This window comes from Alteribacter lacisalsi (assembly GCF_003226345.1).
In the GTDB taxonomy this organism is placed as follows: domain Bacteria; phylum Bacillota; class Bacilli; order Bacillales; family Salisediminibacteriaceae; genus Alteribacter; species Alteribacter lacisalsi.
Window position 1 is genome coordinate 568,141 of sequence record NZ_PDOF01000002.1, and the last position, 22,342, is coordinate 590,482.

Below are 22,342 nucleotides of genomic sequence, written 5' to 3' on the forward strand. Positions count from 1 at the left end.
ACAGGCGGCCCTCTGCCTGTCTTTTTTTGAAACATTCGCGGATCATGGGTGCCTATTCTGATGAATCTCCCGGATAAAAAAATAATCGGACAGTCATCTCCCCGCAGTACATACACTATATGTTAACATCAATTATAAATGAGTTAACAAATGGAGCGGGGGCGTTTGTAAATGGGAGAGAGACAGCTGAGGGGGCACCACCTTCTCTGTGTACACGGATTTCAGGGGATGGGTTACAGCCCGGGTTTTGTGAGAAGAATGGAGGAGATCGTAACGGAAATCAGGGATCCGGATCAGGATTTCGGGATCAGGGTGCTGGTGGAGCTGGATGATGCCTGTGACGTGTGTCCCCATAACGGGAGCACGTTCTGTGCAGCAAGTCCAGGCTCAGATGCCCATGTGAAGGGGCTCGATACGAGGGCGCTTAAGCACCTGAAGCTTGAGGCGGGGAGACTGTACAGAAAAAGCAAGCTTGTGGAGTGGACCGCGAGAACTGTGAAGCCTGACGACCTCGATCATATCTGCAAAGGGTGCAGCTGGCTCGCACACGGGGTATGCAAGGCCGGCATCGCTAAGCTCAACGAAGAATGGAGAGAACGGAATGACGCTTCGGAAAATAGAATCGTTTGAAGAAGTAAAGGACTTTGTAAGCAGCAGCGACCGCGCGATAGTTCTTCTTAAGTCAAAGAACTGCACCGTTTGTGAGGCCGTGGAACGGCAGCTGGAAGAGCAGTTCCACAACGAAATTGTGTATGCAAAAGGACAGATCGAAGACGTACCGGAAGCAAGAGGACAGTGGACGGTGTTTTCGGCACCGACAGTACTGTTCTTTTTTGAAGGTCGGGAAGTGTGGCGCGGCTCCCGCTTTATAGACTGGGATGACCTGAATCGGATGATCATCCGGACACTGCCGGAAAATTAATGGGAACTCCGGGATTTCCCGAGGTGGCAGAATCAGGTATACTGGAAGAAGCATCTCAGAACGGTGGAGAGTGACATGGACAGAAATGAAACAATGTATCGAGCAGCTGAGGCTTTTGTGCAGCAGTGCTACAGTGAATTAAATAAACAGGAATCGATAAAAAGCCGCCTCGTAGAAATCAAAACGGAAATCGAGCAGACGGGGACCTATACCCATACGGCGGAGGAGATCAGCCACGGGGCGAAAATGGCCTGGCGCAACAGCAACCGCTGTATCGGCCGTTTTTTCTGGCAGACGCTTGATGTGTTCGACGCCCGTGACCTCCGGACGGCCGAAGACGTGTTTGACGCCCTCTGCCGGCATATCGAGTACGCGACAAATGACGGCCGAATTCTGCCTACGATTACGGTCTTCGCCCAGCGGAGTGAGGGGCAGACGGACCGGATCCGTCTTTGGAATCATCAGCTGCTCCGCTATGCAGGGTATGAAACTGAAGAAGGTGTGATCGGGGATCAGTGGTCCGTTTCGTTCACCCGGAAGTGCGAAGCTCTGGGCTGGCGAGGAGAGAGGACGGATTACGATCTTCTGCCGCTCGTGATTCAGGTTGACGGCGGGGAGCCGGAATGGTTTGACATTCCTGCAGATCTCGTCAAAGAGGTCGCGATTCGTCACCCGGAAAACAGGGCCGTTGCGGATCTGAATGTAAAATGGTACGGGGTGCCGATCATTTCGGATATGCTCCTTGAAATCGGTGGCATCCAGTATCCGGCGGCGCCTTTTAACGGCTGGTACATGGAGACGGAAATCGGGGCCCGCAATCTAGCTGACACAGACCGGTACGATCTGCTGCCGAAAATCGCTTCCGTTTTTGATCTGGACACATCCCGGGTCTCTACACTATGGAAGGACCGGGCTCTGGTTGAGTTAAACAGAGCGGTCATCCATTCGTTTAGGGAAGACGGCGTCAGCATCGTGGATCACCATACAGCGGCCGAGCAGTTCCGCCAGTTTGAAAACCGGGAAACGGAATCGGGACGCCCGGTAACCGGTGACTGGAGCTGGCTGATCCCGCCTGTGTCACCTGCAGCCACCCATGTTTTTCATAAACAGTATAACGACGAGGTCGTCACACCGAACTACCACTACCAGGAGAAGCCTTACAAACCTTAAGGCTTCTCTTTTTTGTCCGGAAAATCTCCAGAAGGAGCGAAGCGGATGGACCGATTAACGATGAACAGGCTGACGTCAAAGCAGAAAGATGTGATCCAGTCAGCCGGTGTCAAAGGGGAAGCGGCGACTGGTATTTTTCTGAGAACCGCGGTGCTTCACTATGCAGAGTCAAAAGGGTTCAAGGCAGGATCAGAAGACGGCGGCGAGTGGCTGGAGCAGACGATGCCCGGCGCGTTTGACCCGCTGAAGGACGGGGAAAAGCACTTTTTTGACGCGTGCCGGCCCCGGCTTACTGAACTGTTTCGTACGGAAGCAAAGGAAAATATATTTTGCGGGGTGGAGGAACTTGGTCTGTTTTACCAGGCGTTAATCCGCGATGAAAAGGCACGAATTTATAAAGGGGTACGAAAAAGCAGGAAAATCAGGCCCGGTGAGATGCCGGCAGCAACGCAGCTGTTTACACCGGACTGGATCGCATCCTATATGGCGGAGAACACGGTAGGCGCATGGTGGCTCGGGATCCGGCCTGATTCAAGCCTGAGGGGCAGCATGCGCTATTTCGTGAAAAACGGCGCGCGAGAGCCTTCGCCTTTTACCCTGCAGGAAATGAAAGTGCTCGATCCGGCCTGCGGCTCGGGCCAGCTTCTGTTAAAGGTGTTCGATATTCTGTTTGCCGTGTACGAGGAAACAGGCGCTGCCCGGGGAGAAATTCCAAGGTTGATTCTTGAGAATCATCTTTACGGGCTCGACATCGATGCCGGCATTCTGCAGCTGGCGAAAGCCTCCCTCCTCCTGCGCAGCCGGGAGTTGTCCGGCGTATTTCCTGCTTGTGTTGATTTCAAAAACATCCAGCAGGTCGACCCCGCCGCTCACGGCTCCCTATGCGAGGCGGGGACGGTTCTCGCTTCACATTTTCCGATCGTGCTGGCAAACCCGCCTTATATGGGGACGAAAGGAATGCCGGGGGATTTGAGCACGTACTTAAAGGAGGCCTATCCGGATACCCGGTACGACCTCTACGCCGCCTTTATGGAGCGGGTGTTCCGTTTAACCAGTTCCGGCGGGTGGTCTGCCTGCCTCGCCCAGCAGTCGTGGATGTATTTAAAAAGCTACGAACGTCTTCGTGAACAGGTGCTCACATCCAGGCAGACATCCTCGTTTCTCCATCTCGGAACAGGTACCTTTGAAACGATCAGCGGCGAAGTGGTGCAGACGGCTGCGTGGGTGATGCGGGCAGTACCGCCATCACCTGGGAAGGTGCCGTTTTTTGATCTGACCGCTGGAAAAACCGCACAGGCGAAGGAGGCTGCTTTTTTAGCCGGAAACGGCCGGATCGACTGCGACCCTGCTCTTTTTCAACGCCTGCCGGGATCGGTATTCAGCTACCGGGCATCGCCGGAGGTCACCAAGGCGTTTGACCGGTTCCTTCCATTAAAAGATACAGCCTTTGTGCGAAAAGGCATGTTTACGGGAGACAACGGAGCTTTTTTACGCAAGTGGTATGAAGTGCCCGCACATGAGCTGAACCGCAGCGCACACTCAATCACAGACGCTTTCGAAAGCGGTTCCTGCTGGTTTCCTGTGAAAAAGGGAGGCCCATTCCGGCGCTGGAGCGGGCACTGCGAGTGGGTCATCCGCCTGGACCGGAAAAGCTATGATGCGATTCAGGCAAACAGAGGGCACCGCTCGCCCCACTTTTATTTTCAGCCAGCCATCACGTGGTCAAAAGTCACAACCAAGGATCTGTCCTGCCGCTACACACCAGCCGGTTCTGTTGTAAATGACGCATGCCTCGCCGTGTATGAAAAGAGCGTCCCGCTCCTTTACCTGACCGGCCTTCTTAACAGCAGTGCGGCCAATCTTCTGTTACGAAGCTACAGCTCGTCGTTAAACTACAGCGGGGGTGATCTGGGGAAACTACCGGTTGTGGTGCCGGCACACAGGGATCGTGAACAGGTGGAGCGGCTCGTCCGTGAAAATATCAGCCTGACTCTCTGGGAGGAAAGGTGGCAGGAAACGTCGATGACCTTTACGGAACATCCGGTTCGACGGTACAGAGCAGCAAGCCTTGAGGAAAGTTACCATCTTTATGCACAAGAGGTCCTTCAGAAGCGGAAAAAGCTGTCGGCAAACGAAGAAGCGCTCAACCGATTTTTTGCAGAGGCGTACGGGCTGACCGGGCACGTTCAGGTGCATCCTGAGGAAAAAACGCTCAGTATCCGCCCGCCATGCCCCCGCCGTTTTGCCCGGTCATTTCTGTCTTACGCGGTTGGAACAGCTTTCGGCAGATGGGCTGAGCCCGGGAAGAAACAGACAGAACGAACCTGCCTCACAGAAGAGGCGTTTATGCGGACTGCAGAAGCCATCCTTCTGGCACAGGGCTTCGGTATAGCTGAAAGCTTTGACTGGCTGGCAGCACATCTTACAACAAGGAAAAACGTGCCGGCTGAAGCAGCGGTCCGTATGTACATGAGAGAGCGTTTCTTTCGGGACCACCAGCAGGAATACGGCAAAAGACCGCTCTACTGGCCGGTTTGGGAAAAAGGCAGGCTCATCTGGTTTTATTACCCTGGCCTTCGCGGCACAAGGGAAACAAAGCTGCTTGAGGACGGCTGTCCGCCCCACCTGGCAATCCGGGTGAACGGGCTGGTTGATCAGGACGCTCATTCAATTCCCGAAGCGTATGAACGCTTCAACCGGGCTTTGAGCAGAGCAGAGGGCGTCAACGTTTGATCACGAGCAGGGTAGGGGATATCTTTCCTTAAGAAAGAGAAAAAAGGAGGAACACTCACATGCTCTGGACGATTATTGCAATTTTAATACTGCTGTGGATCTTCGGACTGCTCACGGAAGTGATCGGCGGGCTGATTCACATTATTCTTGTGATTGCCCTCGTTGTCCTGATTATCAGACTGATTCGCGGCCGGTAACGGACCCCTGCAGAAAAGGATGTGCCGGATATGGAAAAAGACACAGTGATTATCGGGGGAGGACTGGCCGGCATTATGGCGGCTGTTACCTTAACAGAACAAGGCAGCAAGGTGCGGATCCTTGATAAGGGAAGAAGTGTCGGAGGGAGAATGGCGACACGGAGGATTGGAGAAGGAAAAGCTGATCATGGAGCGCAGTTTTTCACCGTCCGCACGGATGCGTTTAAACATCACGTTAGCCGGTGGGAGCAAAACAGCTGGGTGAGACGATGGTTTGGGGATGATCATCCCCGTTACATGGCGCACGACGGAATGAACCGACTCGTGAAGGAACTGGCCAGCGGACTGGAAGTATCCCTTGAAACAAAGGTAAAAGCGATTGAAGAGGGTCCATCGGGGTTTGTTATATACGGCGATACGCCTGGCGGACCAGCTGAGATTCAGGCCGACAGGATCATCGTGACGGTGCCGGTGCCCCAGTCCCTTCAGATGACTTATCCTCTCGTTCTTAATCAAGAGGCGGAAAAACAGCTGAAGAGTCTCGTTTACGCACCAAGTTATGTATTACTCGTCACACTTGAAGGCCCTTCAAAAGTGCCGGATCCGGGAATTGTAAAGTCGGGTCTCCCCGCCTCTCTTGATACCGTTGCAGATAATCGTCAGAAAGGGATTTCTGATGAAACGATCGTGAGCATCTATGCGTCAGGTGAATGGGCAGAGGCAAACGTTGATCTGTCCAAGGATGAAATAATCACACAGCTTATGGACATAGGAGCTGATTATTTCGATCCGGCTGCTGTCACCGGATTCCAGCTGAAGAAATGGCGCTATGCAGAAGTAAAGGAAACACATAAAGGAAACGGTTTTATCGATGCCGGGTTGCGGCATCCGCTTCTATTTGCAGGTGATGCGTTTATTACTCCTGAAGATCCGTCCAGCCGTTCACGGGTGGAGAGCGCCGTCCTGTCCGGAATTGCCGCCGGAAAGCATCTGACAAAGGGATAGAGGAACATACAAAAGAGGCTGTCCCACAGGGAAGAGCCTCTTTTCACGCGGTGGCGGCGGAGAACATTTATCCGCCGGCATTGCGGAAAAACTGAAAGATAAACCAGAGCAGGCTGAGAATGATGAGTACCTGGACAAAGCCGCCGATCACACTCAGGAGAATGGCGACAGCCCAGAACAGAAGCAGTATACCGAGCAGTCTTCCTGCCATAACGATCCCCTCCGTAAATCGACTGTTAGTCCAGTCTATGTCCTGCTGTCCCGGCTTGTCTCCGCTATTGTCCTGTTTTGGATAACGTCTTCTTTCATTCCAGCCTGATCCGTGTATAATTTATGTGTAGACCATAACTCTTTTTATTGAGGTGATTTGAGATGGATATTCAGGATCTGAAAAAGAAGAATGTGAACTTTAAAAAGAAATGGCTTGATACGGACCCGGACTATTTTGAGAAACTTACGCAGGGACAGGACCCGGATTTTCTGGTGCTTGCCTGCAGTGATTCAAGAGTCTGCCCGACAACGGTGACAGAAATGGAGCCGGGACATATGTTTATTCACCGGAATGTAGCCAATCAGGTCGTCGAGTCCGATGAAAGCTTTGCAGCCGGGCTTTACTACGCCCTCGTTCATCTGAAAGTGAAGTACGTACTTATAAACGGACATACCAACTGCGGCGGTGTGCAGGCCGCATGGGAAAACAATGATGAAGAAGGCCTGCAGGGCTGGCTTAAGTATGTAAAGGACAGCATGCCGGACCCGGAAGCAACGGACAAGGAGTGGACGCTTGAAAAGCTGGCCAAGTTTAACGTGATGGTGCAGATGAAGCGGCTTCAGAAGCACCCCGTCTTTCAGGAGCACGGTGAAGGAGTGTCGATTATCGGGGCTCTGTTTGATTTGAAAACAGGAAGCCTGGACGTGTTCGATCCCGATAACTTGACTGAAGAAGACCGGGAGATGCTCGGATACTGAGCATGCAACGGGTGACGAAAGGTTGTGACCAGAGCGATGAGCGGTGAGAGATTTGATCCGGCAAAAGCAGACCGGCTCCTAAGCGCCGAGCGGCGGGAACTGATTGATCCTGAATGGATTACAGGCCTGGTTGAACTTGGAACTGATGAAGCGGCAGCGGATCTTGGAGCAGGAAACGGCTTTTTTACCATGCCTCTTGCAGAGAAAACGACGAACGATGTTTACGCCGTTGATATCGAAGCGGAGATGCTCGGGATGCTCGGCGTCCGGATGATGGAAGCCGGGCATGAGCACGTCGGACTTATTGAAGCGGACTTGGAGGACGTACCTCTTGCAGACGAGTGTGTAAATGGCATTGTCGCCGGCTTTGTTGTTCACGAAGCCTCCGACCGGATGAAAGCCTTCGGCGAGATGAAACGGCTGTTGAAGCCGGGAGGAAAAGCTGCTGTAGCCGAGTGGAAGAAAGAATCCTTTACGATGGGACCACCTGAGCATGAACGGCTGGATGAGGAACTTGTCAGCCGGGAAATGACGGAAGCCGGGTTCAGGAACGTGAACATCCTGCGAAAAGAACGGATCTATGTTGTAACTGGGGAGAAGTGAACTGAGATCACCACTGAAGGGTCCGGATGATGGATGAGTCAGTGGTGATTTTTCTATTGACACACAAACCAGGATGGTTTATTGTCTTACATAGTAGCAAAAACTTTATCACTTAAAAGCGTTTAAGTAGTTAAGCGGAACGTAAGCAAACACACATCCAGATGAATACAGCAGGCCGTAAGCAGACGAAGTAGCACGTGTCCGGGCAGCATACAGAGACTGAGTGGGAGCTGGGAGCTCAGGCAGGATACATTTGCGAAGTACATTTTGCAGACAATCAGGCGGCCATCAACGAAGCGGATCAGGGACGGCGCGAAGCCGAGCAGAGAAGAGACGACCAGATGACTGGAGAGCAGAGTCAGATTAGTCGCGCCGAAAACTGATCAAATAGGGTGGTACCGCGGAGCTCTTCCGTCCCTAATGAGGACTGGAAGGCTTTTTTTGTGGTTTATAACATACAAGTGTATGGGAAACAGGAGGCATTCATGATGGACAGACAGATTGAACATACGGAACAGAAACCGCGCGTCACGGGGCTGGAAGCAGCCGGCGTGATGCTTGCCATTTTAGCATTGATCGGGGTGTCCCTCCTCTATTTAGACGCACAGCCCCACGTACCGGTATTTCTGGCCATTGTGCTCCTTGCGGTATACAATTTGATCAAAAAGCAGCCGTGGCAGTGGGTGGAAGAGGGCATCGTCAAAGGTGTGCGTGCTGGCATTATCCCGATCATCATTTTTATGCTTATCGGAATTCTGATCGCCGCCTGGATGCAGTCAGGTACGATTCCAACCCTGATTGCCTTCAGCTTTCAGGCCATTTCAACCGAATATTTTCTGCCGAGCGTGTTCGTGGTCACCGCGATCGTCGGAATGGCTGTAGGCAGCTCGTTTACAACAGCCTCCACCATCGGTATCGCGTTTATGGCGCTCAGCAGCATCCTCGGTGTGGATCTCGCCATGACAGCTGGAGCCGTGGTCTCAGGTGCGCTTCTTGGTGACAAGATGAGTCCACTTTCCGATACTACAAATTTAGCGTCATCGGTGACGAAAACGGATCTGTTTGAACATATTCGGCATATGATGTGGACAGCAGTTCCGGCATTTGTGATCAGTCTTATTCTGTTTTTTATCATCGGACGGGCTCAGACAACGGCGGAAACAACCGAGATGAACGAATGGATCGCCACGTTGTCGGAAGCGTCCCATGTACACTGGATCGCCCTGATACCAGCAGTGGTTATGGCTGTGCTGGCGATCCGTAAAACTCCGGCAATCCCGACGATGCTGGCAGGAATCGGCGCCGGCTTCGTTATGGCTGTCATTCAGGACGGGCAGCTTGCTCTCAGCCATTGGATGGTTCTGATTCAGGAAGGATTTACGGCTTCCACAGGAAATGGTGACATTGATGAGCTTCTCACCCGCGGAGGGATTCAGAACATGATGTGGGCCGTATCGATTCTTGTTCTAGCTCTTTCCATGGGCGGTATTCTATCCAGGCTCAACATCATTGAAACCATTCTCCATGGTGTCCACAGTTGGGTGAATACCCGCGGCAAGGCGGTATTATCCACAACGCTTTCATCGATCGGGATTAACATTGGTATGGGGGAGCAGTACATGAGTGTCGTGCTGACGGGGGAAGCGTACAAGAAGCAGTTCCGTGAACTCGGTCTTAAGGGACGGCATCTGTCGAAAACGCTGGAAGCGGGCGGTACCGTAGTGAATCCGCTTATTCCATACGGGGTCAGCGGTGTGTTTATGGCCAGTGTCCTTGGCGTACCGGTGCTCAGCTTCTTTCCGTTTGCGTTTTTCTGCCTGCTCTGTCCGGTGATCACCATTATTTACGGATTTACAGGCATCAGCATGAATGGCGGGGATGATGGACCGTCAGGGAGCGAGTCTGAAGAGGAGGAATCCGATTCAGAGGAAAAAATACAGCAGTATGCGTAAAGAAACAGCCCGGGAAATGTCTGAATGGACATTTTTCCGGGCTGTTTTATCGTTTCTGTGATTGATTTTTTACGAAATTTTTATTTTTGCTCATAAACCGGAGAATTCGCTTATAAGCTCACATTGTCGCTTATAAATCTCTATTTCCGCTCATAAATCCGAAATTTCGCTTATAAATCAGAATTTGCGCTTATACATTCACACCCACGAAAAAACAAAGACGGGAACAAAGGCAGATCAAAAGCCATCAGGCCGATCTCCTCTGTCCCCGTCCCGAATATTATCTCGCTGCTTTCTGCAGTTTGTGAATGACGTTAAGGGAACGGCCTGTGCCGATCGCCACAGCCTCAAGCGGGTTCGGTGCCACATGCACCGGTACAACGATCTCCTCGCTGAGCCAGTCCTGAATACCGTTCAATAGAGCGCCGCCACCTGTAAGAATCACACCGCGGTCAACGATGTCACCGCTGAGTTCAGGAGGGCAGTCCTCAAGTGTTGCACGAATCGCTTCAAGGATGCTGAGGAGGGACTCTCTGATCGCGCCCTGAATTTCTGTGGAGCGTAGCGTAATCGTTTTTGGCAGGCCGGTTACAAGATCACGTCCGCGGACATCCATCGTAAGTTCCTCGTGCTCCGTAAGCGCGTAGGCAATTGTCATTTTAATATTCTCAGCCGTACGTTCACCGATTAGAAGGTTGTACGTTTTTCGTACGTAATGCACGATATCTTCATCCATCTGGTCGCCCCCGACACGGATGGAGTTGCAGGACACCACACCGCCGAAGGAGATGATCGCGACTTCAGTTGTTCCGCCGCCGATATCAACGACCACATTGGCGATCGGTTCTTCAACAGGAAGGTCGGCGCCGATTGCGGCAGCCACCGGTTCCTCAATCAGATCCACATACTTGGCACCGCAGTTTTTCACAGCGTCATGAATGGCACGTCGTTCAACAGAAGTGGAGCCGGACGGTGTACATACGACAACACTCGGCTTTCGTATGGAAAAACCAAGCTTTTTACTCACTTTGCGCATAATTTCCTTCAGCATATCTGTTGTTACCTGGTAGTCCGCAATAACCCCGTCTTTCATCGGGCGGATCGCCACGATATTTTCAGGTGTTTTTCCGACCATGTTCTTTGCATCATTACCGATGGCAAGTACCTGTTTCGTATTCAGATCAATGGCAACCACAGAAGGTTCATTAAGTACAATCCCCTTGTTCTTTGTATATACTAGAATATTGGCAGTACCTAGATCGATTCCAATTTGTGTGTTTGAAAACATAAAAAAATCCCCCATACTTTATTGACGTTTACTATAGACTTTCTAGTACAGTAACAGATTTATAGGGGTAAAAACGAGCTTAAATTATGGAAAAATGTCAGAGAATCATGTCATTTCCCGGGAAAAGAACACAGGTATTCCACTAATTTGCAGATACAAGAAAACATGGGAGTGATCTAGGCTTCAAAGGCAGAACGGTGGCACAAACCCGACTTTTTCGATATGATTTATTATAACTGCACTGGGAAAATTCGAACAAAGAAAGCAGGTGGGACGATGCGGGATTTGTTTCTGCTCACAGATGAACAAAACAAGCGTAACGAGAAGCTGGAATCGCTTGTTCCTTTATTTAAAGAACGTGCTGCGGAGTATGACCGGAACGCTTCATTTCCATTTGATAATTTCGCCGACTTAAAAAAAGCAGGCTTTTTTACACTGACGGTGCCCGAAAGCTTTGGTGGGCAGGGAGGTTCCCTTTACGACTATCTTCTCGTCCAGGAAAAAATCGCAGAAGGGGACGCCGCAACGGCCCTCAGTCTCGGCTGGCATAACGGCCTTGTGATGCAGTTGAGAGACACGGGAAAATGGGAGCCGGAGATGTTTGAAGCCATCTGCAGGGAGATTGTAAAAGACGGAGTCCTGATTAACAGCGCGGCAACGGAACCGGCTACTGGCAGCCCGGCCAGAGGAGGGAAACCGGAAACCAGAGCGAAACGTCTGCGTGACGGCGGCTATGAAATCAGCGGTAAAAAAACCTTCACGTCACTCGCGCCGATCCTCGATTATTTTATTGTTACGGCTACGGTGGAGGAGACCGGCGAGACAGGGGAATTTAAGATTCCGCGGGAAAGCAGAGGTCTGAGCATTGAAGAAACCTGGAATACGCTCGGCATGCGTGCGACCCGCAGTGACGATCTGATCCTTGACCGTGTGAAAATCAATGCCGAAGACTATGTGGCCAAGCGTCAGCCAGGGCACGGCAGAGGACCGCAGGGCTGGCTTCTTCATATCCCTGCCTGTTACATCGGAGTGGCCAAAGCAGCCAGAAATGATGCCGTAGCGTATGCAGAAACGTACCAGCCGAATAGTCTCAATCATCCGATCAAAGAGGTGCCTGAAGTCCGGAGGAAAACAGCCGAGATGGATCTGAAGCTGATGCAGGCCCGTCATTTCATGTACCACGTGGCAAAGCTTTGGGACGATTTTCCGGAACGGCGCGGGGAACTCGGTGCTGAACTGGCAGCAGTCAAAACAACCGCTACAAATGCAGCGGTTGAGGTGGTGGATCTGGCTATGCGGATCGTCGGCGGGCAGAGCCTCATGAAAAGCATGCCGTTTGAACGCTATTACCGTGATGTGCGGGCAGGGCTTCACAACCCGCCGTCAGATGACATTACCACCAATGTGCTTGCCGGCCGGGCCTACCCGGAGAAAAAGGATTAATAAAATTAAGTATGTATCTGAATCAGTAAACCTCTATAAAGCGCAACTGACGCCAGCAGCGAGACTCCTGCGGCAGTGGGGGCCAGGCGAGACCCCGTAGAGCGAAGCTCACGGAGGCTCGCCGGCACCGCCGCGGAAAGCGAGCGGATGGCGTTCAGTGGAGCTTCGAAAAACTGACGTAAGGGTATACTCATTTTAATCAAGGATTCCGTACTCTTGCGGGGTCCTTTTTTTACTCCTCTACCACCTCGATCCGCTCAGCTTCGCCTTGAGCCGGGTAGCTTTCGGCAATTTCCCCAGCCCAGACCCGCACCAGCGTTCCTTTGGCATACTGTGAGGGATCCTCAATCCCGCTGAACCAGTAAGCGGCACCAGCGCCTCCTGCTGCGATGTTTTCACCGTCAATCTGTGCAGCCTCTTCTTCACTGATGTCACTCACGATGAGAATGCTGTTCCCGCCGCGGTCCACCACCCGTCCTTCGATTGGATCGCTGTCGGAGACGCCTCCTGTCCCGCATGCAGCAAGGAAAAATAAACACAAAACTCCCAGAAACGTTTTCATATGAGTCCTCCCGTAAATGGCGTTACTACTATTGACGCCGTGTATGATTTGTTGTTTCACAGACAAAGGTATAAAATGGAACAAAACGTGCGAAAGAGGTGCAGGGACTTGTTAAAAGGAACGGTACACTCACTGAACAGAGGAACAACACAGGTAATTGCCGGAAGCGGGGAAAAAGCTGTCGAATCCGCAATTGTGAAAAAACCGGTTGAGGACACGGTCTATCTTTCCCGTGAAACGCTTGAGGGGGATGAAGTAGCGGATACGGTTCATCACGGCGGTCCGGATAAAGCAGTCTGTGTCTACGCTAAGGAGCATTTTCCTTACTGGAAGGAAAAAACCGGGAAAAATTTTGAACCCGGCTCATTCGGGGAAAACATTACCGTTACTGGTCTGCTTGAGGACAACGTCTGTATCGGGGACACTTTTGAATGGGGAGAGGCGGTCGTTCAGGTTAGCCAGCCTCGTCATCCGTGCTACAAGCTGGCCAAACGCCACGACATTAAGCAACTCCCTCTTTTTGTCCAGGAAAGCGGGTACTCAGGGTTTTATCTGCGCGTGCTGAAAGAAGGGCAAGTGTCCAAGAGCGATCCGCTCGTTTTTAAAGAACGAGTTACCGATACGTCAATCACTGCAGTTAACAGGCTAAACTTTCAGGAAGCGGACAACAAAAAGGGACTTCAGGCGCTGGCAAAGCTCCCCCATCTGGCTGAAAGCTGGCGCGAAAATGTAGAACGAAAGCTCGAAAAACTGAATTGACACAAAAAAGTACCGCTCCTGTTAAAGGGGCGGTACTTTAGTGAAGTCATTAGAACGACAGCATAATTCCGGCAATTGCGGCACTGAGAAGAGACGCGAGCATACCGGCCGTTACGGCACGGACACCGAGACGTGCAATGTCTTTACGGCGTTCAGGTGCAAGCTTTCCAAGCCCGCCAAGAAGGATCCCGAGGGAGGAAAGGTTGGCGAATCCACAAAGAGCAAATGTCACAATGGCAACCGTTTTCGGCGTAAGCTCGTCCATCGTTTCAGCGAAGGACAGGTACGCTACGAATTCGTTCAGCACAAGCTTTTGACCAATGAATCCACCGGCTGCAACGGCTTCCTGAATGGGTACACCAATCGCAACAGCTAGAGGCGCGAATACGAAGCCGAGAATCTGCTCGATGGTGAGGTTCTCTGCACCAAACGGTGTTCCAATTAGGGAAATAAATCCGTTAACAAGGGCGATCAAAGCGATAAACGCGATGAGCATCGCACCAATGTTCAGGGCAAGCTGAAGACCAACACTTGCGCCACGGGCTGCAGCATCAATGACGTTGGCAGAGTCCGTGTCTTTTCCAAGCTCAAGGTTTTCATCAGAACGCTCTGACATATCGGCTGTTTCCGGTACCATCATTTTCGCCATGATCAGACCGGCAGGTGCGGCCATGAAGCTGGCTGCGAGAAGGAACTCAAGCGGGACACCGAGAAGGGAGTACCCAATTAGTACAGAACCGGCAACCGACGCCAGTCCACCTGTCATAATCGCAAAAAGCTCCGAATTTGTCATGCGGGCAATGTAGGGTTTAACCACAAGCGGTGCCTCTGTCTGACCGAGGAAGATGTTCGCCGCGGCTGACATGGACTCCGTTTTACTCGTTGCAAGGACCTTCTCAAGGAAGCCCCCGACAATTTTAACGACCCACTGCATGATTCCGATGTAGTAAAGCACAGAAATCAGGGACGAGAAGAAAATAATAACCGGCAGCACTTCAAAAGCGAAAATAAAGCCGATATTGTCTCCTTCAAAAATTCCCCCAAAGACGAAGTCGACCCCTTCCATGGCAAAATCAATAATGCTGGAAACGGCCAGTGTAAACTGCTGAAGAGCAGCCCGTCCAAGATCCCACTGCAGCACGATGAAGGCAAACGTAATCTGGATCGCAAGCCCGGCCAGAATGGTTCTCGGTTTAATTGCTTTTCGGTTGTTGGAGAGAAGGAAGGCAATACCCAATACGACAACAATCCCAAAAAGACCCCATAAAATATCCACGTCGTTCACTCCTTGATGTATAATACTGACTATCGTCCCTGCACTTTGTGAAACGCTTACTTTATAACGTTTACTAAAGTGCGATATTTATAACAAAAATAAGGACACAGACAAGATCGTACCAAATTCACAAGCGAAATGTAACCGTTTTATCATAAAAAATCTAATTATGTCGAATCATTTTTCGAAAGGAGGATAAAAGTGGAATATAAGGCGATTGATTTACATAAAGATCCCCGGTTTAAAATTGCGAACAGAGAAGCGTTAATCGGTGTGGTGCTCGTCATCATCAACTTTACATGGTGGTATGGCTTTGCCTACGGCCTCGGCTCTGCTCCCCCTGAGGAGTACACGTTTATCATGGGTCTTCCTGCATGGTTTTTTTACAGCTGTGTCGCCGGATTTGTTCTGATGGTCGTACTAGTCGTACTGGCTGTGAAATTTCTGTTTACGGACGTTCCCTTTGATGATGAAGAGGAGGAGCGCCGATGAATACAGCCGTCATTATTTCACTTACAGGCTTTTTGATTCTTATTTTTATGATCGGGATCTGGTCGTCGCGCAACGTAAACAGAAAAGGGAGCGGCTTTCTGCAGGAGTATTTTCTCGGAAGCCGGGAGCTCGGCGGCTTTATCCTCGCCATGACAATGATCGCCACGTACGGCAGTGCCTCCAGTTTTATTGGCGGCCCCGGCGTTGCCTACACAGAAGGGCTCGGATGGGTACTGCTCGCCATGGCCCAGGTGGCTACCGGCTACTTTGTGCTGATGGTGCTCGGGAAAAAATTCGCGATAATGGCCCGCAAATACAATGCACTGACACTTGTCGATTTTTTAAAGCACCGATACAACAGCAAAGCTGTGGTGCTGTTTTCGGCTTTCAGTATTATCATCTTTCTGTTTAGCGCCATGGCGGCCCAGTGGGTGGGCGGGGCAAGGCTGATTGAGTCTTTAACCGGCCTTACCTATACGTCAGCCCTGTTTATTTTCGCAGTTGCAGTGCTGATTTACGTGATTCTCGGCGGTTTTCGGGCCGTTGTACTGACAGATACGGTACAGGGCGTCGTTATGGTCGGAGGAACGCTCGTCATATTGATCGGAACGATCATTGCCGGCGGCGGAATTACAAACATTATGAACGACCTGATGGCCGAGAACCCTAATCTGGTGACTCCCTTTGGCGCGGAAGGAAATCTGACGCCTGCTTATGTATCCTCATTCTGGATCCTCGTTGGTGTCGGCGTAGTGGCACTGCCTCAGGTAACCGTGAGAGCCATGTCCTACCGGAACAGCCAGGCGATGCACCGGGCTCTTATTGTGGGAACGGTAGTCGTGGGCTTCATTATGCTTGGCATGCACCTGATCGGTGTGTTTGCCCGCCCGATCATTCCAGGAGTTGAAACGGGGGACCACGTGATGCCGATGATTGCCATGGAGGTCCTTCCGGCATGGGTGGCGGGGATTGTGCTTGCAGCCCCGCTTGCCGCGATCATGTCAACGGTCGATTCCCTGCTTCTTCTTGTAAGTTCGGCTGTTGTGAAGGATGTGTATCTTAACTACATCAAACCAGACGCTTCCGTCAGGCGGGTGAAGCAGATCAGTTTCGGTGTGACGGCGGTTCTCGGTGTTCTTGTGTTTGCCCTGGCCCTTAGTCCGCCCGATCTTTTAATCTGGCTCAATTTGTTTGCCTTCGGAGGCCTGGAAGCGGCATTTATATGGCCGGTGATTTTTGGCCTGTATTGGAACAAAGCAAACAAATATGGCGCGTTTCTTTCCATGATCGCCGGTGTGTTTTCCTACGTTCTGATCCACCAGTTCTGGCCGGACCCGTTCGGCATGCACTCCGTAGTTCTGCCTGTGGTTCTTTCGTTCGTCTGCTTTGTCGCCGGCAGCCTCTTTACCCAGGGGAAATCAGAGAAACCCCTTCATATGTAACGCCACAAGGTGTCCGGCTGCGGGCACCTTTTTTTATCTACATCTACCAGCCCGGGAACTTTTCCTGCACACGGATCGTACATTAGATAACGATTTTTTTCAGGGGGATGGTTAAGGTGACGATTCAGGATAAAATCAGACTGTTAAAGGAAAATGATACGGCTGTAAAGAAAGCAGCAGCATGGAGCGGCCTGGACACACCGGGACGGCTCCTGATTGCGTCCATGTACGCCAATCGCCATAAAGCGGTGGATCAGCAGCACCTGCGTACGCTGGCGGACTGGATTAAAAAGGAGGTTGGGGCATGGTCCTTTCTCCGTACAAGCTTCCGCTACCCGGTTGCTGCAAACCTTGATTTGTTTACGGACGATCCAAAACAGGCTTTTGCAGGCTTTCTTGAAATGTATGACGCCCTCGTCGCAGCAGGCTTTCACCGGTCCAACTCCACCTATCTGGCAGCGATGATGATTGTCACGCAGGAAAAGGAAAAGGTCCACAGCAGTAAAGATTTCGCAGCACGGGCGATGGCGCTTTATAAGTCCATCCGTTCCCGTCATCCGTTTTTAACAGGCGAACATGACTATCCGCTGATCGTCCTTCTCGCCCTTGTCCGCGAAGAAGAACCTGACGAATTGACCGAAGAGCTGTCGAAAACCTACAAAGCACTCTCCGACTGGCGATTCAGTAAAGGAAACGACCTCCAGGGACTTACGCACGTGCTGTCACTGGACAACTCCTTCACCCATGAAGAGCGACTGGAAAAAATGCGGACACTCTCCGACGCCTGGAACAGCAATGTGAACAAGATGAAACCGGCCTATTACAGTGAACTCGGACTTCTTGCTTTGCGCGGTGCCTCACCGGACGACATGGGCACGGTCCAGCAGACCGGTGATAACATCCAGACACTGCCCGGTTTCCGCTGGCAAAAGGACCTTGCCTGGCAGATCGCCGTCCAGTTCACCGCGGCCTCCGACCTTGCCGACTCACCGCTTGAAGGCCACATGCTCTCCACGATCGCCATGCTTCAGCAGGCCGATACAGCCATCATGCTAACCACGATTGGCGCAGTCGGCGTGACCACATCAAGTAACTGAAAATCACCCGCTCTCTTAGGAGGGCGGGTGTTTCGCAGCGTTCGGTGGATGGTATGATAGGAGCAGAGGTTGAATGAAAGGACGTGGATCGAATGATTTATAACAAACTTGTCCGGGACAGGATACCGGAAATCATTGAAAAAAGCGGGAAAGAAGCGGTGATTGAAAAACTGACCCGTGAAGAATACATAAAAGCAGCCAGAGAGAAACTTTTCGAAGAAATAGATGAATATATCGATGCGGATAAAGATGAAGACGCCGTAGAAGAACTGGCAGACCTGCTCGAACTTATTTATGCCCTTGGAGCTGTACACGGTGCATCTGCAGAAATCCTTGAGAAGCTAAGAAAAAAGAAGGCTGAAACGCGCGGCGGATTTCAGGAAAGGCTTTACCTGAAAGAAGTCAAAGAATGAGCAGGGTAAAACTGATCACCACACAGCTGGTTGAGGAAGTGACGGCTCATATCAAAAAGGCGGATACGATCTATATTCTTGTTTCGTTTACGATGAATTCAGGAGTAGATGTTCTCTCAGACTCACTGAATGAGGCAGCACAGAGAGGTGCGGACATTAAAATCTGTACAGGTGACTATATGTATGTCACACAGCCATCTGCCCTCCGAAAACTTACAAGTCTGCACGCGGAAATTAACGTCAGGCTTCTTCGGGCCAAGGGCCGCTCATTCCATCCAAAAGCCTATATTTTCAACTTTGAATCTGAGGAAGGAATCCTGTACGTGGGATCATCAAATTTATCAAGGACCGCTCTTACATACGGAGTTGAGTGGAATCTGTCTGTTAATGAAACGGCATCCTTTGAAAGTTTTGAAACTGCAAATGAAGAGTTTATGAGACTTTTTTATGACCCTCTGACGGTTCCTGTTAACTGTGAAACGATTGCAGAGTATGAAAAGGAATATGAGCACGTGCACCGGGAAACGGATGCTAACTTTAGGAACTGGCATGAAACAGATGAAAAAGAGCTGATGTTTAATGGAAGCGAGAGCCAGGCAGGTTTAGTGACTGAACCTTCAGTCAGCTACGACATCAACGTGCCCCTTAAACCGCGGCATGCACAGCATGAAGCCCTTGAAGCCCTGAATACAGTTGTAGAAGAGGATTACGATAAATCGATGGTCGTCATGGCAACAGGCCTTGGAAAAACGTACCTGGCAGGCTTCTTTGCCCAGAGTTTCAAAAATGTGCTTTTCGTTGCTCACAGAGAGGAAATTCTTTACCAGGCCAGAAAATCCTTTAACCATATTATGCCGGAAAAAAGTCAGGGTATTTTAAACGGCAGCATGAAGGAGAGGGATACCGACCAGGTCTTTGCTTCAATTTTTACACTGTCACGTGAAAAAGAACTGTACAGGTTCAGCCCCAAAGCGTTTGATCTGGTTATTGTAGACGAATTTCATCACGCTGCTGCAGCTTCCTATCAGGCCCTGCTTCATTATTTCAAACCCCGTTTTCTGCTCGGCCTGACAGCGACCCCTGACCGGATGGACGGCAAGGACGTCTTTAATCTCTGCGGTGGAAATGTAGCCTATCAGCTTCACTTCCTGGAAGCTATTGAAAAGAACTGGCTCAGTCCTTTCCGCTATTTCGGAGTTTACGATGGTACCGATTATTCTTCCATTACCTGGCTCGGAACGCAGTATGACAAAGACGAACTCACAGCAGCTCAGCTGAAAACAGACCTGGCTGAAAAGATTTATCAGGCATGGACTGCTCATAAACAGACCAGAACCCTGGCTTTCTGCAGCTCGATCCGACAGGCTCAGTTTTTGAGTCGTTACTTTCAGTCCCAAGGAGTGAGAGCTGTCAGCCTCACTTCCGGGGCGGCTTCTGTTTCAAGGCCGGAAGCGATAAGACAGCTATCGGAAGGGCAGCTCGAGGTGATTTTCACCGTGGATATATTTAACGAAGGCACGGATATACCTTCGATCGATACCCTCCTGTTTGCACGTCCGACCGAATCATTAACCGTGTTTACACAGCAGGTAGGACGGGGGTTGAGATTGCATGAAGGAAAGAAATACTGCGTCATCATTGACCTGCTCGGAAATTACAGTAACGCTGACTTAAAGCTTCAGCTTTTTGACACGCAGCGCGCCATAAAGAAAAACAGCAGAAAAGAATCGGTTATACCTGAAGTGCCGGCAGCGTGTGAAATTAATCTGGATGTTCAGGCAGTCAGTCTGCTTGAGGAATTAAAACGAAAAGAACAGCCGAGAAAGCATAAAATTCTCTCAGCTTATAACAAACTTAAACAGGAGCTGGGACGAAGACCGACCTATCTTGAATTTCACAGACAGGCTGAAATAGAGAGCAAAGCCATAAGAGATGAATTTAAAACTTTTCCAGGCTTTCTTGACTGGGCAGGAGAATTAAATGATACAGAATCAGAAGCACTGACTGAGGCAAAGGAGTGGCTTATTGAAACTGAACGGACTGTCATGTCAAAAAGCTATAAGATGACCGTTCTTCTATTTATGATCATCCGCGGACCTGATAAATGGACAGACGCTGTTACTCCAGAGGAGACTGCACCGTTTTTCAGAGATTACTATCTATCCAGGGACTATCGCAGGAAGATTGATTTTAGTGATAAAACAACCCAGAACCTCACGGATAGAGGAGCGGTTTCCCTTGTAAGAACGATGCCCATGACGAAATGGAGCGGTTCTTCCAAGGGGCTTGTGTCATTTGAAGATGATCAATTCATGATCAACAGGACCTGGACCCTGGAGCATAATGAAATCATTTTTGGCTGGACGAATGAAATCTGCCAATACAGACTGGAAAGCTATTTTGAGAGAAAGGCAGTGAAGTGATACATTTCCAGTTCTGTAGTAACAGTATTTTCCTATATAAAACAAAATATGATAGAATATTGAAGTGTATACTCCGGTGAACAGGGGAATATAGACTGTGTCGAAAGACTTACTCCGACTTTCGGTTCTAAAAGTTATTTCCTGAAAATGGAACACGAAAAGCGTTTATATGTCTTACCTAATGTACTATCATAAGACAATGTACTTAAAAGGACCGGCTGCCGGTCGTTTGCAGCCGGTCCGGAACAAAGAAAAGCCTTTCTGGCCTCGGACGTGTTGGGAGTGGAGCGAAATGAACGGAAAAATTCTGAAGTATCACAGGTTGAAGCAGCGAAAAAAGCAAGGAGAAGTTGCAAAAGGAATCTGTTCGATTTCGTACTACAGTAAAATTGAAAATGATCAGATTGATGTAGGCAATGAGCTGATGGAGCAGCTTTTGGAGCGTCTGGAGATTCACGATACAGTAAAGGCGGTTCACGATGAGAAAAAGCTCAAGGAACGGATTCATCAGATGAACGAGCTCATCATCGACAGAGAGCTTGATGAATCAGAAAACCTCAGTAATGTTTTGCATGACCAGCTTCAGTATGTCCAGAATCCTCATCTGATTGTCTTCTTTGAAATTATCCTGGCCCGGTTCAGGTTTCTTCGTGGAGAGCATGCCAGTGGTCAGGCCCTTCTTGAGAAAAATGAATCCTTCGTCAAAGAAATTGAAGATGCCGAGCTGAAGTTTCATTTTCTGAAAATGAAGAGTGTGTATCACTTTCTGAATCAGCAGGCGGAGACGGCTATCGTGCTGTTAAAAGAGGCTGACGGACTTCGGGCGTCACTGCATCTTCCCCATAAAGACGTGGTGGATCTTTACTATATGCTTGGAGTCTGCTCATACAGAGTGAAGGACATTAATGCGAGCATGTACTATATGAAAGAAGCGGTTAGAGTCTACGACAGCAATTACGATTACCAGAGGAGCGGGGACTGCAGGCTGATGCTCGGCCTCTGTTACAAAGGGATCGGGCAGTATGAAAGTGCGGAAAAGCAGTACGAGCTAGCTATGAAACTGGCGAAAAACATTCAGCATAAGCAGCTGGAAGGGAAAGTGCTTCAGGCAAAAGGGGAGCTGTTTTCTGCACGGGGGCTTTCACTGGAGGCGATTACCGTTTTCCAGATGAGCTACCGTCTCCGCAAAGGAACAGACCGCCTGATCTGTATCCGTTCCATTTTGAAGGAATTTCATAAAATGGGTCAGTACAGCGAACTGTTAAGCTGGATTGATCACGGTTTTGAAATTTTGAAAGAAGCAGGAACAAAAACCAGGAGTTTCCTTGTGGAGCAGTACCGATATCATTTTACCTATTACCGCCACATCGCCACTCCTGGAGAGAACGGTGATTTTGAAGACATTTTAAAAGACGAGATTGTACCGTTTTTTGAAAAACACGAACGCTACGAAGACGTGCACATCTATGCAAAGGATCTTGCAGAACGGTATGAGCGGAAGCAGCATCACCGCAAGGCAGCGATGTATTATAAAAAAGCGGTGAAAGCACTTGAAGTCATGAATTACGAGATTTAATAATAAGCCTGGCCAGCCCT

22 protein-coding genes are annotated in these 22,342 nt (G+C 50.2%); 18 read left to right on the forward strand and 4 right to left on the reverse strand.

Going from position 1 to position 22,342, the window contains the following annotated elements; genetic code table 11:
* Positions 1-171 precede the first annotated feature (171 nt).
* The 6 genes from CR205_RS14230 (at position 172) to CR205_RS14255 (ending at position 6,027) form a co-directional block, all read left to right on the forward strand.
* Positions 172-630, forward strand: coding sequence for a DUF1284 domain-containing protein (locus tag CR205_RS14230; RefSeq protein WP_110520768.1), 459 nt, complete (start codon positions 172-174; stop codon positions 628-630).
* On the forward strand, positions 602-922 hold the full coding sequence (locus CR205_RS14235) for a thioredoxin family protein (RefSeq protein ID WP_110520769.1): 321 nt from the start codon (positions 602-604) through the stop codon (positions 920-922). Before CR205_RS14230 ends, CR205_RS14235 begins: the two co-directional genes overlap by 29 nt.
* Positions 923-997: 75 nt before the next feature.
* Positions 998-2,092 (forward strand): nitric oxide synthase oxygenase, encoded by a 1,095-nt coding sequence (locus CR205_RS14240; protein ID WP_110520770.1) that lies wholly within the window; start codon positions 998-1,000, stop codon positions 2,090-2,092.
* Positions 2,093-2,137: 45 nt separating this feature from the next.
* Entirely contained in the window at positions 2,138-4,825 is a 2,688-nt protein-coding gene (locus CR205_RS14245; RefSeq protein WP_110520771.1) for an Eco57I restriction-modification methylase domain-containing protein, read from the forward strand.
* 59 nt (positions 4,826-4,884) lie between these two features.
* Positions 4,885-5,022 carry a lmo0937 family membrane protein gene (locus tag CR205_RS14250; protein WP_110520772.1) on the forward strand — a complete coding sequence of 46 codons (138 nt, stop codon included), beginning with the start codon at positions 4,885-4,887 and terminating at the stop codon, positions 5,020-5,022.
* 30 nt (positions 5,023-5,052) lie between these two features.
* Positions 5,053-6,027 carry an NAD(P)/FAD-dependent oxidoreductase gene (locus CR205_RS14255; RefSeq protein ID WP_110520773.1) on the forward strand — a complete coding sequence of 325 codons (975 nt, stop codon included), beginning with the start codon at positions 5,053-5,055 and terminating at the stop codon, positions 6,025-6,027.
* A gap of 67 nt (positions 6,028-6,094) precedes the next feature.
* On the opposite strand, the gene CR205_RS20310 is transcribed toward CR205_RS14255, so the two are convergent.
* Positions 6,095-6,238: a hypothetical protein gene (locus CR205_RS20310; protein ID WP_161524788.1), complete on the reverse strand. Its 144-nt coding sequence runs from the start codon at positions 6,236-6,238 to the stop codon at positions 6,095-6,097.
* A gap of 161 nt (positions 6,239-6,399) precedes the next feature.
* Here CR205_RS20310 and CR205_RS14260 point away from each other — a divergent pair, with 161 nt between their 5' ends.
* The 4 genes from CR205_RS14260 to nhaC all read left to right on the forward strand — a co-directional run bounded on the left by CR205_RS14260 (position 6,400) and on the right by nhaC (position 9,551).
* Positions 6,400-6,996, forward strand: coding sequence for a carbonic anhydrase (locus CR205_RS14260; protein ID WP_110520774.1), 597 nt, complete (start codon positions 6,400-6,402; stop codon positions 6,994-6,996).
* A gap of 24 nt (positions 6,997-7,020) precedes the next feature.
* Positions 7,021-7,599, forward strand: coding sequence for a class I SAM-dependent methyltransferase (locus CR205_RS14265; protein WP_110520775.1), 579 nt, complete (start codon positions 7,021-7,023; stop codon positions 7,597-7,599).
* A 197-nt stretch (positions 7,600-7,796) separates the two neighbouring features.
* Entirely contained in the window at positions 7,797-7,982 is a 186-nt protein-coding gene (locus tag CR205_RS14270; RefSeq protein WP_110520776.1) for a hypothetical protein, read from the forward strand.
* 105 nt (positions 7,983-8,087) lie between these two features.
* Positions 8,088-9,551, forward strand: a complete 1,464-nt coding sequence (nhaC, locus tag CR205_RS14275) for a Na+/H+ antiporter NhaC (RefSeq protein ID WP_110520777.1) — start codon at positions 8,088-8,090, stop codon at positions 9,549-9,551.
* A gap of 280 nt (positions 9,552-9,831) precedes the next feature.
* Here the strand turns inward: nhaC and mreBH are convergent, their stop codons facing one another.
* A complete protein-coding gene (gene mreBH, locus CR205_RS14280; protein WP_110520778.1) occupies positions 9,832-10,839 on the reverse strand; it encodes a rod-share determining protein MreBH in 1,008 nt (335 codons plus the stop codon).
* A 276-nt stretch (positions 10,840-11,115) separates the two neighbouring features.
* Between mreBH and CR205_RS14285 the strand changes: the two genes are divergently transcribed.
* Entirely contained in the window at positions 11,116-12,282 is a 1,167-nt protein-coding gene (locus CR205_RS14285; RefSeq protein WP_110520779.1) for an acyl-CoA dehydrogenase family protein, read from the forward strand.
* A 232-nt stretch (positions 12,283-12,514) separates the two neighbouring features.
* Here the strand turns inward: CR205_RS14285 and CR205_RS14290 are convergent, their stop codons facing one another.
* Positions 12,515-12,844, reverse strand: a complete 330-nt coding sequence (locus CR205_RS14290; protein WP_110520780.1) for a DUF3221 domain-containing protein — start codon at positions 12,842-12,844, stop codon at positions 12,515-12,517.
* Between the two features lie 108 nt (positions 12,845-12,952).
* Between CR205_RS14290 and CR205_RS14295 the strand changes: the two genes are divergently transcribed.
* Positions 12,953-13,603 carry an MOSC domain-containing protein gene (locus tag CR205_RS14295; protein ID WP_236634845.1) on the forward strand — a complete coding sequence of 217 codons (651 nt, stop codon included), beginning with the start codon at positions 12,953-12,955 and terminating at the stop codon, positions 13,601-13,603.
* Positions 13,604-13,652: 49 nt separating this feature from the next.
* Here CR205_RS14295 and CR205_RS14300 read toward each other — a convergent pair whose 3' ends face one another.
* Positions 13,653-14,879: a NupC/NupG family nucleoside CNT transporter gene (locus CR205_RS14300; RefSeq protein ID WP_110520782.1), complete on the reverse strand. Its 1,227-nt coding sequence runs from the start codon at positions 14,877-14,879 to the stop codon at positions 13,653-13,655.
* Between the two features lie 201 nt (positions 14,880-15,080).
* Between CR205_RS14300 and CR205_RS14305 the strand changes: the two genes are divergently transcribed.
* The 6 genes from CR205_RS14305 (at position 15,081) to CR205_RS14330 (ending at position 22,322) form a co-directional block, all read left to right on the forward strand.
* A complete protein-coding gene (locus CR205_RS14305; RefSeq protein ID WP_236634846.1) occupies positions 15,081-15,371 on the forward strand; it encodes a YhdT family protein in 291 nt (96 codons plus the stop codon).
* Positions 15,368-16,813: a sodium/pantothenate symporter gene (gene panF, locus CR205_RS14310; protein WP_110520783.1), complete on the forward strand. Its 1,446-nt coding sequence runs from the start codon at positions 15,368-15,370 to the stop codon at positions 16,811-16,813. The genes CR205_RS14305 and panF overlap by 4 nt, the downstream gene beginning before the upstream one ends.
* Positions 16,814-16,929: 116 nt before the next feature.
* Positions 16,930-17,910: a DUF4003 family protein gene (locus CR205_RS14315; RefSeq protein ID WP_161524789.1), complete on the forward strand. Its 981-nt coding sequence runs from the start codon at positions 16,930-16,932 to the stop codon at positions 17,908-17,910.
* 92 nt (positions 17,911-18,002) lie between these two features.
* Complete coding sequence (locus tag CR205_RS14320; RefSeq protein ID WP_110520785.1) at positions 18,003-18,323, forward strand: nucleoside triphosphate pyrophosphohydrolase; 321 nt, start codon at positions 18,003-18,005, stop codon at positions 18,321-18,323.
* Complete coding sequence (locus CR205_RS14325) at positions 18,320-20,746, forward strand: DEAD/DEAH box helicase family protein (RefSeq protein WP_110520786.1); 2,427 nt, start codon at positions 18,320-18,322, stop codon at positions 20,744-20,746. The genes CR205_RS14320 and CR205_RS14325 overlap by 4 nt, the downstream gene beginning before the upstream one ends.
* Before the next feature lie 292 nt (positions 20,747-21,038).
* A complete protein-coding gene (locus CR205_RS14330; RefSeq protein WP_110520787.1) occupies positions 21,039-22,322 on the forward strand; it encodes a helix-turn-helix domain-containing protein in 1,284 nt (427 codons plus the stop codon).
* The last annotated feature ends 20 nt before the right edge of the window (positions 22,323-22,342 follow it).

What these genes read in the sequence shown, in the direction of transcription:
- CR205_RS14290 (WP_110520780.1), bottom strand. Translation starts at nt 12,844, where the DNA reads ATGAAAACGTTTCTGGGAGTTTTGTGTTTATTTTTCCTTGCTGCATGC.
- CR205_RS14245 (WP_110520771.1), top strand. Translation starts at nt 2,138, where the DNA reads ATGGACCGATTAACGATGAACAGGCTGACGTCAAAGCAGAAAGATGTG.
- CR205_RS14250 (WP_110520772.1), top strand. Translation starts at nt 4,885, where the DNA reads ATGCTCTGGACGATTATTGCAATTTTAATACTGCTGTGGATCTTCGGA.
- mreBH (WP_110520778.1), bottom strand. Translation starts at nt 10,839, where the DNA reads ATGTTTTCAAACACACAAATTGGAATCGATCTAGGTACTGCCAATATT.
- CR205_RS20310 (WP_161524788.1), bottom strand. Translation starts at nt 6,238, where the DNA reads ATGGCAGGAAGACTGCTCGGTATACTGCTTCTGTTCTGGGCTGTCGCC.
- panF (WP_110520783.1), top strand. Translation starts at nt 15,368, where the DNA reads ATGAATACAGCCGTCATTATTTCACTTACAGGCTTTTTGATTCTTATT.
- CR205_RS14240 (WP_110520770.1), top strand. Translation starts at nt 998, where the DNA reads ATGGACAGAAATGAAACAATGTATCGAGCAGCTGAGGCTTTTGTGCAG.
- CR205_RS14325 (WP_110520786.1), top strand. Translation starts at nt 18,320, where the DNA reads ATGAGCAGGGTAAAACTGATCACCACACAGCTGGTTGAGGAAGTGACG.
- CR205_RS14320 (WP_110520785.1), top strand. Translation starts at nt 18,003, where the DNA reads ATGATTTATAACAAACTTGTCCGGGACAGGATACCGGAAATCATTGAA.
- CR205_RS14260 (WP_110520774.1), top strand. Translation starts at nt 6,400, where the DNA reads ATGGATATTCAGGATCTGAAAAAGAAGAATGTGAACTTTAAAAAGAAA.
- CR205_RS14285 (WP_110520779.1), top strand. Translation starts at nt 11,116, where the DNA reads ATGCGGGATTTGTTTCTGCTCACAGATGAACAAAACAAGCGTAACGAG.
- CR205_RS14235 (WP_110520769.1), top strand. Translation starts at nt 602, where the DNA reads ATGACGCTTCGGAAAATAGAATCGTTTGAAGAAGTAAAGGACTTTGTA.
- CR205_RS14230 (WP_110520768.1), top strand. Translation starts at nt 172, where the DNA reads ATGGGAGAGAGACAGCTGAGGGGGCACCACCTTCTCTGTGTACACGGA.
- CR205_RS14330 (WP_110520787.1), top strand. Translation starts at nt 21,039, where the DNA reads ATGAACGGAAAAATTCTGAAGTATCACAGGTTGAAGCAGCGAAAAAAG.
- nhaC (WP_110520777.1), top strand. Translation starts at nt 8,088, where the DNA reads ATGGACAGACAGATTGAACATACGGAACAGAAACCGCGCGTCACGGGG.
- CR205_RS14255 (WP_110520773.1), top strand. Translation starts at nt 5,053, where the DNA reads ATGGAAAAAGACACAGTGATTATCGGGGGAGGACTGGCCGGCATTATG.